This is a genomic window from Clostridium pacaense, assembly GCF_020709765.2.
In the GTDB taxonomy this organism is placed as follows: domain Bacteria; phylum Bacillota; class Clostridia; order Lachnospirales; family Lachnospiraceae; genus Enterocloster; species Enterocloster hominis.
In genome coordinates, this window is record NZ_JAJFEB020000012.1 from 50,995 (window position 1) to 64,961 (window position 13,967).

The following is a 13,967-nucleotide window of genomic DNA, read 5'->3' on the forward strand; positions in this document are numbered from 1 at the left end:
CTACAAACACTAAACCAAAAGGACGTGAATATACATGTTAGTATCAACAAAAGGACGTTATGCCCTGCGCACCATGGTGGACCTGGCCATACACGGGGACGGGGAGCCGGTTAAGATTAAGGATATAGCAAACCGCCAGGGGATTTCCGGCAAATACCTGGAGCAGATCATCTCCATCCTGTCCAGGGCCGGTTATGTGCGCAGCATCCGCGGGAACCAGGGCGGTTATTATCTGGCTAAGCCGGCAGCAGAATACACGGTGGGAATGATACTCAGGGTGACCGAGGGAAGCCTGGCGCCCGTGGACTGCCTGAGCGGCGGCGAGAATCCCTGCACAAGGCAGATGGACTGTGTGACCCTCAGGCTGTGGAGGGAGCTGGACGAGGCTATCAGCGGCGTTGTGGACCGTTATACGCTGGAGGACCTGGTGCAGTGGCGCAGGAACATGAAGGATAATTATGTGATTTGATGGTGATGGGGATATGGCCTGGTCATCAGGGAGAGGGGATAAAATAAAGGCAGATAATGGGAGCGGGAGAACCTTATGAAATGGATCAGACGTAGTTCGGACTTCATTAATAAATGGAAAAAGGACAGGCGGGTAAGACTTGGCATCACACTGGCGGCTGTGATCATTTCAGCGCTGATACAGACCTATGCCCTCCAGGTGTTTGTCCGCCCGGCGGGCATCATCTCCGGAGGATTTACCGGTATTGCCATGCTGGTGGAGCGCCTGGGAGGACTGTGGGGAGTGGACATCCCCATGCAGATAACCATGGTAGCCCTGAATATTCCGGTGGCCCTTATGTGCTGTAAGGGAATCAGCATAAGATTCACTGTGTTTTCCCTGGTGCAGGTATTTTTAAGCAGTATTTTCCTGCAGGTATTTAACTTTACGCCCATATTTACCGACGAAGTGCTTAATGTGATATTCGGCGGGGTTATTTTTGGATGTGCCATCGTGATTGCCCTCAGGGGCAATGCTTCCAGCGGGGGCACTGATTTTATTGCCCTTTTTGTATCCAACAGGACAGGGCAGTCCATCTGGAGCTATGTATTCTTTGGCAATGCGGTGATGTACTGCTTTTACGGCGCCATATTTGGCTGGAAGCATGCGGGGTATTCCATCATCTTCCAGTTCATTTCCACCAGGATGATATCCGCGTTCCACCACAGATATGAACTGGTCACCCTTCAGGTCACGACCATGAAAGGGCCTGAGGTGGTGGAGGCATATATCGGGCATTTCCGCCACGGCATGTCCTGTGTGGAGGCGATGGGAGGTTATAGTAAGAAGAAAATGTATCTGTTGAACACGGTCCTTTCCGCGTATGAGGTAAATGACGCCATCCATGTGATGCAGGGCGCGGATGAGCACGTAATCATCAACGTGCTGAGGACCCAGCAGTTTGTGGGAAGGTTTTACAGGGCGCCCCTTGAGTAGGGGCGCCCTGACGCCGGAATGGATTTTGAAACATATCCTGCCGTCTGGCGGATGGGGGTCATGAAATCCCGCATATATCCCGGACAATTTCCCCTGCCATCAGAAGACCGGCCACAGGAGGCACAAAGGATATGCTTCCGGGGGTTGCGCGGCGGCTGCCTGTATCCTCCCCGGATGGCCCGGGTGTCAGGGGCTGTTCCGGGGACCAGCAGACCTTCAGGTTCCTGATGTCCCTGGCCTTTAACTCCTTACGCATGATACGGCACAGGGGGCAGACGGAGGTGGCCGAGATATCGGATATGCGGAGCAGCTCCGGATGGAGTTTATTGCCGGTGCCCATGGAAGCGATGATGGGGATGCCGTGTTCCCGGGCATAGGATGCCAGGGCCAGCTTGGCTGTTACGGTGTCGATGGCGTCCAGGATGCAGGCAATGGACTTGGAAGGAGGGAGCTGTTCCATGATGGACTCAAAGAGCGCGTCCAGGTTATGGGGGAGCACGAACTGTTCGCTGGTAATCACCAGGGTGTCCGGGCACATGTCAGCGATTTTCTCCTTCATCACAAGTGTCTTCGGGCGTCCGATGGTACTGTGGAGGGCAATGCTCTGCCGGTTGATGTTGGTAAGCGAAACCACATCGTTATCAACCAGCACCAGGCAGCCGACCCCGCACCTGGCCAAAGCCTCCGCCGCATGTGACCCAACCCCGCCGATACCAAAAACAACAACAGCAGAATCCCTGAGCCGTCCCATGCCATCCCCGCCTAGAAGCATCTCAGTTCTGGAAAATTCATTTATCATCATATCACTCCTAAAAACAGCATATTTTCAAAAATTGTACCTCATATGAGGAAAAAAGTAAATGTAATTGTCTTCCAACAGGCAAGAATAGGGGGTATCTTGAGGGAAAAAATTATGGTATAATGTCCGCGTAGGCAATGAGCCATGCAAGATAAGGCAAAATAGGATTTCTGTTGTGCCTGCACATAAAGAAATCCTATTTTGGCTTATTTTAGAGGGCGAAGCCCGCGACCCCGATGGAGCGCAGCGGAATCGGGGTGCATGGCGGACCAGCGGACCCGGTACCCCTAAAAACCAAAGCGCCTACCCCACAAAAAAACACGGAGGCCAAAACATGAAAGACGGATTCATCAGGGCAGCAGCAGTCACTCCCAAAGTCAAGGTAGCTGACCCGGAATATAATGCACAGCAGATTATAGAACTAATCAACCAGGGCGCAAGCAGGGGCGTGAAACTCATGGTATTCCCGGAGCTCTGCCTTACGGCCTATACCTGCAGCGACCTGTTTTTCCAGACATCCCTGCTTGCAAAGGCCAGGGAACAGCTTTCCCGCATCATCAAAGCCAGCAGGGATAAGGATATCCTGGCATTCATCGGTATGCCCTGGGAGCGGGACGGCAAGCTCTACAACGCAGCCGCAGCCATCCACAGAGGGAAGCTCCTGGGCATCATCCCCAAGAAGAACCTTCCCAATTATTCGGAATTTTACGAAGCCCGCCATTTCTGTCCTGGCAATGAGCGCCCGGTATTCGTATCATGGGAAGGCGGACAGGTCCCTATGGGCATGAATCTTCTCTTCCGGTGCAGTAATCTCAGGAACCTTACAATCGCGGCGGAGATCTGCGAGGACGTATGGGTACCCTGCCCGCCCAGCATCCGCCACTCACTGGCAGGCGCAACCGTTATTGTCAACTGTTCCGCCAGCGATGAGACAACGGGCAAGGACGTGTACCGCCATGAACTGATCTGCAGCCAGTCCGCCAGGCTTGTATGCGGCTATGTCTATGCCAATGCAGGCGAAGGCGAGTCCACCCAGGACCTGGTATTCGGCGGCCAGAACATAATTGCTGAGAATGGCACCTGTCTGGTGGAATCCAGGCGGTTTACCAATGAAAGCATCTGTGCCGACCTGGATATGGAGCGCCTGGACAGCGAGCGCAGGCGCATGAGCACCTTTCCTGCCCCGGAAGAAGCCCGCAGGGAGGGCGGATACATGATTGTGGATTTTGAACTGTCCCTTGACAGCGCTGTCAATACAAACGCCCAGACCGCCCAGGCAGACGGCCTGAAAGAATCCGCCAGGGATGTCCTGCGCTTCATTGACCCGGCTCCCTTTGTGCCGGGGGATGAGAGACAGCGCAGCCGCCGCTGTGAGGAAATCCTGTCCATCCAGGCCATGGGGCTTAAAAAGCGTCTGGAGCATACGGGCAGCCAGCACGCGGTGGTGGGCCTTTCCGGCGGCCTGGATTCCACGCTGGCCCTGCTTGTGACTGTCCGGGCCTTTGACGCGCTTAAATTACCGCGGACCAATATCCACTGCATCACCATGCCGTGCTTTGGGACCACGGACCGGACCTACAACAACGCCTGCGCCATGGCGGCCAAGGTTGGGGCTGAACTTAGGGAAATCAATATCCGCCAGGCCGTGAGCCAGCATTTTACGGATATCGGACAGGACATGGACAACCACGACGTGACCTATGAGAACAGCCAGGCCAGGGAAAGGACCCAGGTCCTTATGGATATTGCCAACCAGGTGGGAGGGCTTGTGATCGGTACCGGGGACATGTCGGAACTGGCGCTGGGCTGGGCCACCTACAACGGCGACCATATGTCCATGTACGGTGTGAATGCGTCCGTGCCAAAGACACTGGTGCGCCACCTGGTCCGCTACTACGCGGATACCTGCAGGGAGGAAGAACTGGCAGATGTGCTTTTGGATGTGCTGGACACCCCGGTCAGCCCGGAGTTGCTGCCGCCTGAGGACGGAAAGATTTCCCAGAAGACAGAGGATCTGGTCGGGCCTTATGAGCTTCATGACTTCTATTTATATTATATCCTGCGGTACGGCTATGCCCCGTCCAAAATCTACCGCATGGCGGTACAGGCATTCAGGGGACAGTATGACAATGGAATCATACTGAAGTGGATGAAGGTATTCTACCGGAGATTTTTCAGCCAGCAGTTTAAGCGTTCCTGCCTGCCGGACGGACCCAAGGTGGGTTCTGTGGCAGTGTCCCCCAGAGGGGACCTGCGTATGCCCAGCGATGCATGCAGCAGGCTTTGGCTGGAGGAGCTGGAGAAATTGGGCTAGAGCGTGGATGATCAGGAAATAACAGATACAGGAGAAAAATTATGATAAACAGCACGGCCAATAAACAGGTAAAGCGTGTGGTGAATTTGAGGAACAGGGCAAAGGCGCGCAGGGAGGAAGGCGTGTATGTGGCGGAAGGACTGCGCATGTGCCGGGAGCTTTCGATAAAGGACACGGAAATCCTCTATGTAACAGAAGGTTTTGCAGGCGACCGGGAGAACCGTAAGTGGATGGACGGATTCCGGTTTGAGATAGTAACGGATGTGGTCATGAAAGTGATGGCAGATACCCAGACACCCCAGGGCGTTCTGGCCGTGGCCAGACAGAAAACATACACGCTGGAGGATATACTGAAGGCTCCCCGGAATGGAAAGCTGGCAATCATGGTTCTGGAAACCATTCAGGATCCCGGAAACCTCGGAACCATCGTAAGGGCCGCGGAAGGCGCCGGCATTACAGGAATCGTGATGAACCGTGAAACCACGGACATCTATAATCCCAAAGTCATCCGTTCCACCATGGGGTCCATATGCAGGATGCCGTTTGTCTGTGTGGATGATATCCGCCAGGCATGCCAGACCATGAAAGACAACGGTGTGCGTCTGTTTGCGGCTCATTTAAAGGGAATGAATAATTATGACCAGGAAGATTATACTGACAATGTGGGCTTTTTGATCGGCAACGAGGCAGGCGGGCTGACAGACGGGACAGCGGCCATGGCTGACTGCTATGTGAAGATTCCGATGGCGGGCAGGGTGGAATCCCTGAATGCGGCGGTTGCCGCGTCCGTCCTCATGTTTGAGGCTGCAAGACAGCGCAGGAACCGGAAAGGGTAGGCCGGCTATGCCATAGACGCCCACAGGAAGGAGGACAATGCATGGCATCACTTGGATGGCTTGTATCATTTCTGGTGTTCATGGGCGTGGAGATAGTATTTTGCTGCCTTACCTCGCTGTGGTTTGCAGTGGGTGCGCTGGGGGCCTTTGCAGTGGCCCTTACGGGCGGTTCCATGGAACAGCAGCTGGCGGGGTTTGTGGCAGTATCATTCCTTACGCTGATTCTTATACGGCCAGTGGCATTCTTGATGGGCAGACACGTAAAGGACGGGCAGAAATCATGAAACTTCAGCTGGATTTAAACAGGGAATACGGCATTGTACTGGAGGGCGGCGGGGCCAAGGGCGCCTATCAGGTAGGCGCATGGCGCGCCCTCCGGGAGGCCGGGATCAGGATAAAGGGTGCGGCAGGCACCTCGGTGGGCGCTTTGAACGGCGCCCTTATCTGTATGGATGATTTTAAGAAGGCAGAGCGCATATGGGAAAATATCCGCTACTCCAGGGTGATGGATGTGGATGATGAAATGATGGAGCGGCTTAAGAAGTTCAGCCTCCGCAGGATTTCCAGCATCACATCCCTGAACGTTGGGGAGCTTATATCAGGAATCAAACGGATCCTCAAGGACGGCGGATTTGACATTGCCCCCTTAAAGGGACTGATTGAGGATGTGGTGGACGAGGAGAAAATCAGGAACTCGGACAGGGAGCTTTACGTGGTCACCTATTCCCTTTCAGACCGACAGCCTTTAATCGCCAATGTAAAGGAGGCGCCGGAGGGGACCATTGGCGACATGCTCATGGCCAGTGCATATTTAATCGGTTTCCGCCAGGAAAAGCTGGGGGGCAAATACTATATGGACGGCGGGGGTATCAACAACGTGCCTGTGGATGTGCTGATAGATAAAGGCTATAAGGATATTATCGTGCTGCGCATCTATGGATACGGCATTGATACGGAGAAAAAGCTGGAAGTTCCTGAGGACGTGAACCTGTACCATGTGGCGCCCAGGCAGGACCTTGGCGGGATATTGGAGTTTGACAGGAAACGGGCCAGGAGGAACATGCTGCTGGGCTACTTTGACGGCAAGCGCATGCTTTACGGCCTGGCGGGCAGGGTATATTATATTGACGCGCCGGAGGGCGAACCTTATTATTTTGATAAGATGATGTCGGAGATTCCCTGCCTTTTGTCCTATCTGAAGCCTGAATATCCAGCTACAGGCCGCAGCGGTCAGGGGGATACGGCCCAGTCCGGTGAACTGCCGGGCTACCGGGTGTATACGGAAAGGATTTTCCCGCAGCTGGCAAAGGAACTGAAGCTTAAGGACGGATGGGATTACAGGGAACTGTATCTTTCCCTGCTGGAGGATTTGGCAAAACAGTACCGTATCAGCCGCTTTAAAATTTATACGGTGGATGAACTTCTGAACCTGATTCACAGAAAAGCGGGGAGCGCTGCGCTGAAAGCATTGATTCCCACTCTTGACAGCAGCCCGCAGGTGTAGTATATTATGCATAAAGATGCATAAATATTAATAAAATACAGCCATATGCAGTGGTGGGAGACGGAGGATATTATGAATTTAAAGGGAAGACATTTTTTAACGCTGAAAGATTATACACCGGAGGAGATTACATACCTGCTGGACCTTTCAGCGGAATTGAAGGAGAAAAAGAAAAAGGGAGTCCTGACAGATATGCTTAAGGGAAAGAATGTGGCCCTGATATTTGAGAAGACCAGCACCAGGACCCGTTGCGCATTTGAGGTTGCGGCCCATGACCTGGGCATGGGTACCACCTATCTGGACCCGTCCGGTTCCCAGATCGGCAAGAAGGAGAGCATCGCGGATACCGCAAGGGTCCTGGGACGGATGTATGAGGGGATTGAGTACCGCGGGTTCGGCCAGGAGATTGTGGAGGAGCTGGCGAAATACGCAGGAGTGCCTGTGTGGAACGGCCTTACCAATGAGGACCATCCCACCCAGATGCTGGCAGACCTTCTCACCATCCGCGAGCACCTGGGACATTTGAAAGGCGTAAAGCTTGTGTATATGGGCGATGCGCGCTATAATATGGGTAACTCCCTGATGATTGCCTGCGCAAAGATGGGTATGCACTTTGTTGCATGTGCGCCGGCCAAGTATTTCCCCGACAAGGCACTTGTGGCGGAATGTGAGGCATTTGCAAAGGAAAGCGGCGGTTCCATCACCCTGACGGAGGATGTGATGACCGCAACCAAGGGAGCGGATGTGATAGATACGGACGTGTGGGTTTCCATGGGAGAGCCGGACGAGGTTTGGGAAGAACGTATAGAGGAACTGACCCCCTACAAGGTGACAAAGGCTGTTATGGATAATGCCGGACCCAAGGCCATTTTCCTCCACTGCCTGCCTTCCTTCCATGACCTGAAGACCAAGATCGGCCATGAGATGGGAACGCGCTTTAACGTATCGGAACTGGAAGTAACAGACGAGGTATTTGAATCCAGCCAGTCCGTTGTGTTTGATGAGGCTGAGAACAGGATGCATACCATCAAGGCTGTAATGTTAGCAACGTTAGGAGAATAGCACATATGCATGGGCAAAGAGGAAGGGGTGAGCGCCATGCCGGGATATTCCTGGACATGGCCCACCTGATACTGGGGATTGCGATTATAATCCTTGCCGTGCTGTCATTCATTAACCCGGAGGGAAACCATATGCTGTTCCCTCTGGTGTTTTTGCTGGCAGCATTATTAAACGCTGTAAGCGGTGTATTTGAATGTAAGACCTGGGGACGGGATAAGAAGAAACGCCGCCAGGGCATATTGCAGCTGGCGCTGGCCGTGGGACTGGCTGTCCTTGGCATCTTAAGCGCCATCAGTATCTGGGCGTAATACCGGGAACAGACCTTCCCACATAAAAGAGGTGGCAGATGAAGTCGGAGATTTTAAACATGCTGAGGGCCACGGGCGGTTACCTTTCCGGCCAGCAGCTATGTGAGCATTTGGGGGTCTCCCGCACAGCCGTGTGGAAGGCCGTCAATGATTTAAGGGAAGAAGGTTATATAATTGAAGCTGTCCGCAACAGGGGATACCGCCTTGTGGAGGATGCGGATGTGATTACCCAGGCTGAGCTTAAATCCATACTGAAAACAGGCTGGATTGGGAACAGGCTGGAATATTTTGATGAAACGGATTCCACCAATACAAGGGCCAGGAAGTTTGCCGAGGAAGGGGCGCCCCACGGCACCCTGGTGGTTGCTGACAGCCAGTCCTCGGGAAAAGGACGCCGGGGCAGGCTCTGGACATCACCCAGGGGCGTGGGAATATGGATGAGCATGGTGCTGCGTCCTGACATTGCCCCTGTCCATGCATCCATGCTCACCCTGATTGCCGGAATGGCGGTGGTACGGGGCGTGAAGGAGAGCACGGGGCTGGATGCTATGATTAAGTGGCCCAATGACGCCGTGCTGGCAGGCAGGAAGATATGCGGGATCCTTACGGAGATGAGCACGGAGGATGAGTCCATCCGTTATGTGATAACCGGAATTGGGATTAATGTCAATATTGATGAATTTCCCGAAGAAATCCGTGACAAGGCAACTTCCTTAAAGATGGAACTGGGAAAAAGCGTCAGGCGCAGCCCTGTAATCCGGGCGGTGGCCGAGGCATTTGAGACTTATTATGATATTTTCCTTGAGACATGTGACATGTCGCGTCTGAAGGAGGAGTATAACAGGGAACTGGCCAATACGGGCCGGGAGGTACTGGTGTTGGACCCCAGGGGACAGTATGAAGGTACGGCCCTGGGAATTGACGATGAAGGAAGCCTTCTTGTGAGGAAAAAGGACGGTACGGTGGTGCCTGTCATATCCGGGGAGGTGTCGGTAAGAGGTATTTATGGATATATTTGATACAGCGCATTTGTATGACGGCCTCCAGGTCATGGAGCGGGAGCAGGCCCCCCTTGGCAGGGAGGAACGTCTTAAGGCCATGGAAAAGCCGCTGCTGGCCTGGTATGGCAGCAGGGCACGTTCCCTGCCCTGGAGGGACGACCCGAAGCCTTACCGGGTATGGATATCGGAAATCATGCTGCAGCAGACCAGGGTGGAGGCAGTGAAGCCGTATTTTGAGCGTTTTATGAAAGCATTCCCTGAGGTCCGGGACCTGGCCGGAGCGGAGGATGATTACCTTATGAAAATGTGGGAAGGCCTTGGGTACTATAACCGGGCCAGGAACCTTAAGGCAGCGGCCCGGATGGTGATGGAAGAATACGGCGGCTGCCTTCCTGCATCCTTTGAGGAACTGATAAAGCTTCCCGGAATCGGAAGTTACACCGCAGGGGCTATTGCATCCATTGCCTTCGGGATTCCCATGCCGGCAGTGGACGGCAATGTGCTCAGGGTCATCTCGCGGGTGCTGGGGGACCGGGGGGACATCAGGAAGGCTTCGGTAAAGGCAGGGATGGAACAGGAACTGAAGGCCGTCATGCCCTCCGGGGATGCCAGCCGCTATAACCAGGGGCTGATTGAGATAGGGGCTTTGGTCTGTATCCCGGGAGGGGAACCCAGGTGCGGTGAATGTCCGCTGGCATCCGTGTGCCTGACGCGCAGGAATGGATGGTGGAAGGAAATCCCTTATAAATCTCCAAACAAGGCGAGGAAAATCGAGGAAAGGATCGTTTTCATCATAGAATATCAGGATAAGGTGGTAATCCACAAGCGTCCCATGAACGGGCTTCTGGCAGGGCTTTATGAGTTTCCCAATGCCTGCGGCCATCCGGATGCGGATGAGATACCTGCGGTATTGGGAATGAATCCCGGATGCATAAAGACCGTTACCCCGCTTCCCGCTGCAAAGCATGTGTTTTCCCATGTGGAATGGCATATGACAGGATATAGGGTGGTGGTGGATGAGGCTGCCGCGGATCCGGTGTTTCCCGGTGGACGGGAAGAGGGAAAAGGTGCGGCGGATGAGGCTGCGGTCGGGGACTGGTTCTTTGTTTCCAGGGAACAGCTGGCTTCCTCCTATGCCATTCCCAATGCATTTCAGGCCTACACGGCATTGGTTGGATAAGTTTGTCAAAATTGGTTACAATGAAAAGGAGGAATGATGGATGAAAAAAATGCTGTTTGTTTTTAATCCCCGTTCCGGCAAGGAGCAGATTAAAGGTCATCTGATGGAAATCCTGGATATCTTCACCAGGGCGGGCTATGAAATCCGCGTCCATGTGACCCAGAAACAGTCTGACGCGGTGGAGGTGGTTGCCAGATACGGCAACCGCGTGGACGTGGTGGTGTGCAGCGGCGGGGACGGCACCTTGAACGAGACCGTGACCGGAATGATGAAGCTTAAGAAACTCCCCATGCTGGGATACATTCCTGCCGGTTCCACCAATGATTTTGCATCCAGTCTGGAAATCCCCAAAAGGATGCCCCAGGCAGCGGCAGATATCGTGGAGGGCATGCCCTTTGCCATTGATATCGGAACCTTCTGCCATGACAGGTATTTCATGTATATTGCGGCCTTTGGGGCATTTACGGAAGTGTCCTACCTTACCTCCCAGGACAGGAAGAACCTGCTGGGACACCAGGCCTATATGCTGGAGGGGGTTAAAAGCCTGGCCGGAATAAAGCCCTATCACATGAAGGTGGAATGGGATGACCAGGTGCTGGAGGAGGACTTTGCTTTTGGGATGGTGACCAACACCAGGAGCGTGGGGGGATTCAAGGGGCTGGTGAACCAGTCCGTGGCCCTTAACGACGGCATGTTCGAGGTCCTGCTCATCCGCATGCCCAGGACCCCGGTGGACCTTAGCAATATTGTTTCCTATATGTTCCTGAAGGAAGAACCCAATGAATACGTATATAAGTTTAAGACAGCGTCCATCCGCCTGACCTCGGAATGGGGCGTTGACTGGGTACTGGACGGCGAGTACGGCGGCACCAGGACAGAGGTAAATATTGGGAATTTAAAGGAACGGATACGGATACTCCTTAAAAAATAAATAAAATGTCGAAATATGTTGAAATACAGTGGCGAGTGGTATATAATGATAAGTTGTGGGAGTCTCCACATTTACCTTTAAGCGAAAGGACGTTTATCAGTGGAAAAGGACGATTTTTTAAAGAAGCTGGAAAAGCTGGTCGAACATGCAAAATCCAAGCACAACACGCTGGATGCAGGGGAGATTAATGATTTTTTTACCGGGGATAACCTGTCACCGGAACAGATGGACCAAATTTACAGTTACCTGGAGAACCGTAATATTGACGTTGTTCCCGTACTGGACGAAGCGATGCTTACCGAGGACACTGTTCTGCTTGATGACATTGATTTAGACCTGGATTTAGACGACGACAGCTTCATTAAAGATGCAGAAGAGGAAGAAATCGACCTGGATGCAGTGGATCTGTTGGAGGGTATCGGTACAGAAGACCCGGTCCGCATGTATCTCAAAGAAATCGGCACAGTGCCCCTTCTTACGGCAGACGAGGAATTAAACCTGGCCCAGCGCAAGGCTGACGGCGATGATTATGCCAAGGAGAGGCTTATCGAGGCCAACTTACGTCTTGTGGTCAGCATTGCAAAGCGTTATACCGGCAGAGGGATGAGTTTCCTGGATCTGGTCCAGGAAGGCAATCTGGGCCTGATTAAGGGCGTGGAAAAATTTGACTATACAAAAGGTTATAAGCTAAGTACATATGCAACATGGTGGATCCGCCAGTCGGTTACAAGGGCATTGGCAGATCAGGCGAGGACCATCCGCGTACCGGTGCATATGGTTGAGACGATTAATAAGATGTCCAAGATGCAGAGGAAGCTTACCCTGGAACTTGGCTATGAGCCGTCGGTGACAGAGCTGGCAGAGGCTCTGGACATGACCGAGGACAAGGTTATGGAAATCATGCAGATTGCCAGGGAACCGGCATCACTGGAGACACCGATTGGTGAAGAGGATGATTCCAACCTGGGCGATTTTGTGGCTGACAATAATGTGGTGACGCCGGAAGGCAACGTGGAATCCGTCATGCTCCGCGAGCATATCGACGCACTTCTGGGCGATCTTAAGGAGAGGGAGCGCCAGGTCATTGTACTCAGGTTCGGACTGGAGGACGGGCATCCCCGTACCCTGGAGGAAGTGGGCAAGGAGTTCAATGTTACCAGGGAGCGTATCCGCCAGATTGAGGCCAAGGCATTGCGCAAGCTGCGCAATCCGGTCAGAAGCAAGAGAATCAGGGATTTCCTGTAATTGATAGGTAGGTCAGGGTGGAGAGGTCGTTTGGCAGGCGGCCTCTTTTTCTGGTGTACGCGTACTTTGCAGGTTTGTCTGGATGTGTTCCGGGGGAGCGGAACCGGATTAAGTCATAAGGAGGCCAGGGATGGCGCAGGACGGTCAGAAACGGAATTATCAAAAAGAGATGGAAGGGCTGATGGAAGGATTTAAGCGGGAAGGGAAAAGGCCCAGCCTGCTGCTGCACAGCTGCTGTGCGCCGTGCAGCAGCTATGTCCTGGAATACCTGTCCCAATACTTTGATATCACGGTGTATTACTATAATCCCAACATTGCCCCGGAAAAGGAGTATGAGGCAAGGGTAAGGGAGCAGGAACGCCTTATAGGGGAAATGAAGGTTCCTGGTCCGGTCCGGTTCATGGCAGGGGAATATGTGCCGGAAGATTTTTACGCGGCTGTCAAAGGGTATGAGAAGGTGCCGGAGGGCGGGGAGCGCTGTGTTAAGTGCTTTGAGCTGCGCCTGGAACATGCTGCCGTAATGGCAAAGGAAGGCGGTTATGACTATTTTACCACCACCCTTTCCATCAGCCCCATGAAAAATGCAGCCAGGCTTAATGAAATCGGACAGAGGATGTCGGCCCTATATGGCGTGCCATATCTGGTATCTGATTTTAAGAAGAAAAACGGATACAAGCGTTCCGTGGAGCTGTCAGGGGAATATGGCCTTTACCGCCAGGATTACTGTGGCTGCGTGTATTCCCAGGCAGAGGCCAGGGCGCGCAGGGAGGCGGCAGAGGCGCCCGGCCGTTCTTGATCCGCCCGTATGGAAAGCAGGTTACAGGCACCCTATGGATTGTGAAAAAGTTGCTTAGGATTTTCCCGATTAACTTGACATAGACAGGCAGATGTAATAGAATCTTTCATAGGAGACATTGCGCAAGACGGTGTCCTGGGAGTATGTCCGTATCATGGGATATTCTTTCAAATGAGTATAAAATAGTGAATAAGGAGAGTGTATTATGATCAGTAAAACATTAACAGTTATTAATCCATCCGGTTTACACTTAAGACCAGCAGGAGTCCTGTCCCAGACAGCCATGAAGTTCAAGAGCGATATTACGATTGAGTGTGGGGAGAAGAAAATCATCGCTAAGAGCGTACTGAATGTTATGGCAGCCGGTATCAAGAGCGGAACTGAGATTAATCTGATCTGCGATGGCGAGGACGAAGAAGAGGCTATGAAGACCCTGACCGAGGCAATTGAGAGCGGACTGGGTGAGATGTAATTAATATATGTTATGAATAAGAATGCAGACAGTATCTTTTGAGGATGCTGTCTGTTTTTTCGTAGATGGCTTTTG

Annotated in this window: 15 protein-coding genes; 14 read left to right on the plus strand and 1 reads right to left on the minus strand. The window is 52.9% G+C overall.

What is annotated here, in order from left to right; all coding sequences use genetic code 11:
• The first annotated feature begins 34 nt into the window (after positions 1–34).
• The gene (locus LK536_RS48175; protein ID WP_008722793.1) at positions 35–469 is read left to right on the plus strand and encodes an RrF2 family transcriptional regulator; all 435 of its coding nucleotides are present in this window, start codon (positions 35–37) and stop codon (positions 467–469) included.
• A 75-nt stretch (positions 470–544) separates the two neighbouring features.
• Complete coding sequence (locus tag LK536_RS48180) at positions 545–1,444, plus strand: YitT family protein (protein ID WP_008722795.1); 900 nt, start codon at positions 545–547, stop codon at positions 1,442–1,444.
• 58 nt (positions 1,445–1,502) lie between these two features.
• Here the strand turns inward: LK536_RS48180 and LK536_RS48185 are convergent, their stop codons facing one another.
• Positions 1,503–2,246, minus strand: a complete 744-nt coding sequence (locus LK536_RS48185; RefSeq protein ID WP_331472207.1) for a tRNA threonylcarbamoyladenosine dehydratase — start codon at positions 2,244–2,246, stop codon at positions 1,503–1,505.
• A 331-nt stretch (positions 2,247–2,577) separates the two neighbouring features.
• Here LK536_RS48185 and LK536_RS48190 point away from each other — a divergent pair, with 331 nt between their 5' ends.
• From LK536_RS48190 to LK536_RS48245, 12 genes are all read left to right on the plus strand, one after another.
• Positions 2,578–4,557: an NAD(+) synthase gene (locus LK536_RS48190; RefSeq protein WP_227796431.1), complete on the plus strand. Its 1,980-nt coding sequence runs from the start codon at positions 2,578–2,580 to the stop codon at positions 4,555–4,557.
• 41 nt (positions 4,558–4,598) lie between these two features.
• Positions 4,599–5,393 (plus strand): TrmH family RNA methyltransferase, encoded by a 795-nt coding sequence (locus LK536_RS48195; protein ID WP_227796430.1) that lies wholly within the window; start codon positions 4,599–4,601, stop codon positions 5,391–5,393.
• Positions 5,394–5,434: 41 nt separating this feature from the next.
• Positions 5,435–5,677 carry an NfeD family protein gene (locus LK536_RS48200; RefSeq protein ID WP_227796429.1) on the plus strand — a complete coding sequence of 81 codons (243 nt, stop codon included), beginning with the start codon at positions 5,435–5,437 and terminating at the stop codon, positions 5,675–5,677.
• Positions 5,674–6,897, plus strand: a complete 1,224-nt coding sequence (locus tag LK536_RS48205) for a patatin-like phospholipase family protein (protein ID WP_040381556.1) — start codon at positions 5,674–5,676, stop codon at positions 6,895–6,897. The genes LK536_RS48200 and LK536_RS48205 overlap by 4 nt, the downstream gene beginning before the upstream one ends.
• Before the next feature lie 72 nt (positions 6,898–6,969).
• The gene (gene argF / locus LK536_RS48210; protein ID WP_227796428.1) at positions 6,970–7,959 is read left to right on the plus strand and encodes an ornithine carbamoyltransferase; all 990 of its coding nucleotides are present in this window, start codon (positions 6,970–6,972) and stop codon (positions 7,957–7,959) included.
• A gap of 5 nt (positions 7,960–7,964) precedes the next feature.
• Positions 7,965–8,267: a DUF6637 family protein gene (locus LK536_RS48215; protein ID WP_008722804.1), complete on the plus strand. Its 303-nt coding sequence runs from the start codon at positions 7,965–7,967 to the stop codon at positions 8,265–8,267.
• A 38-nt stretch (positions 8,268–8,305) separates the two neighbouring features.
• The gene (locus LK536_RS48220) at positions 8,306–9,286 is read left to right on the plus strand and encodes a biotin--[acetyl-CoA-carboxylase] ligase (RefSeq protein ID WP_227796427.1); all 981 of its coding nucleotides are present in this window, start codon (positions 8,306–8,308) and stop codon (positions 9,284–9,286) included.
• Complete coding sequence (mutY, locus tag LK536_RS48225; protein ID WP_227796426.1) at positions 9,273–10,448, plus strand: A/G-specific adenine glycosylase; 1,176 nt, start codon at positions 9,273–9,275, stop codon at positions 10,446–10,448. Before LK536_RS48220 ends, mutY begins: the two co-directional genes overlap by 14 nt.
• 40 nt (positions 10,449–10,488) lie before the next feature.
• Entirely contained in the window at positions 10,489–11,379 is an 891-nt protein-coding gene (locus LK536_RS48230; RefSeq protein ID WP_008722807.1) for a diacylglycerol/lipid kinase family protein, read from the plus strand.
• 99 nt (positions 11,380–11,478) lie between these two features.
• A complete protein-coding gene (gene rpoD / locus LK536_RS48235) occupies positions 11,479–12,624 on the plus strand; it encodes an RNA polymerase sigma factor RpoD (RefSeq protein WP_007870074.1) in 1,146 nt (381 codons plus the stop codon).
• Between the two features lie 130 nt (positions 12,625–12,754).
• Positions 12,755–13,420: an epoxyqueuosine reductase QueH gene (locus LK536_RS48240; RefSeq protein ID WP_227796425.1), complete on the plus strand. Its 666-nt coding sequence runs from the start codon at positions 12,755–12,757 to the stop codon at positions 13,418–13,420.
• A gap of 205 nt (positions 13,421–13,625) precedes the next feature.
• Complete coding sequence (locus tag LK536_RS48245) at positions 13,626–13,892, plus strand: HPr family phosphocarrier protein (RefSeq protein WP_008722810.1); 267 nt, start codon at positions 13,626–13,628, stop codon at positions 13,890–13,892.
• Positions 13,893–13,967: the final 75 nt, after the last annotated feature.

What these genes read in the sequence shown, in the direction of transcription:
- LK536_RS48175 (WP_008722793.1), top strand. Translation starts at nt 35, where the DNA reads ATGTTAGTATCAACAAAAGGACGTTATGCCCTGCGCACCATGGTGGAC.
- LK536_RS48180 (WP_008722795.1), top strand. Translation starts at nt 545, where the DNA reads ATGAAATGGATCAGACGTAGTTCGGACTTCATTAATAAATGGAAAAAG.
- LK536_RS48185 (WP_331472207.1), bottom strand. Translation starts at nt 2,246, where the DNA reads ATGATGATAAATGAATTTTCCAGAACTGAGATGCTTCTAGGCGGGGAT.
- LK536_RS48190 (WP_227796431.1), top strand. Translation starts at nt 2,578, where the DNA reads ATGAAAGACGGATTCATCAGGGCAGCAGCAGTCACTCCCAAAGTCAAG.
- LK536_RS48195 (WP_227796430.1), top strand. Translation starts at nt 4,599, where the DNA reads ATGATAAACAGCACGGCCAATAAACAGGTAAAGCGTGTGGTGAATTTG.
- LK536_RS48200 (WP_227796429.1), top strand. Translation starts at nt 5,435, where the DNA reads ATGGCATCACTTGGATGGCTTGTATCATTTCTGGTGTTCATGGGCGTG.
- LK536_RS48205 (WP_040381556.1), top strand. Translation starts at nt 5,674, where the DNA reads ATGAAACTTCAGCTGGATTTAAACAGGGAATACGGCATTGTACTGGAG.
- argF (WP_227796428.1), top strand. Translation starts at nt 6,970, where the DNA reads ATGAATTTAAAGGGAAGACATTTTTTAACGCTGAAAGATTATACACCG.
- LK536_RS48215 (WP_008722804.1), top strand. Translation starts at nt 7,965, where the DNA reads ATGCATGGGCAAAGAGGAAGGGGTGAGCGCCATGCCGGGATATTCCTG.
- LK536_RS48220 (WP_227796427.1), top strand. Translation starts at nt 8,306, where the DNA reads ATGAAGTCGGAGATTTTAAACATGCTGAGGGCCACGGGCGGTTACCTT.
- mutY (WP_227796426.1), top strand. Translation starts at nt 9,273, where the DNA reads ATGGATATATTTGATACAGCGCATTTGTATGACGGCCTCCAGGTCATG.
- LK536_RS48230 (WP_008722807.1), top strand. Translation starts at nt 10,489, where the DNA reads ATGAAAAAAATGCTGTTTGTTTTTAATCCCCGTTCCGGCAAGGAGCAG.
- LK536_RS48240 (WP_227796425.1), top strand. Translation starts at nt 12,755, where the DNA reads ATGGCGCAGGACGGTCAGAAACGGAATTATCAAAAAGAGATGGAAGGG.
- LK536_RS48245 (WP_008722810.1), top strand. Translation starts at nt 13,626, where the DNA reads ATGATCAGTAAAACATTAACAGTTATTAATCCATCCGGTTTACACTTA.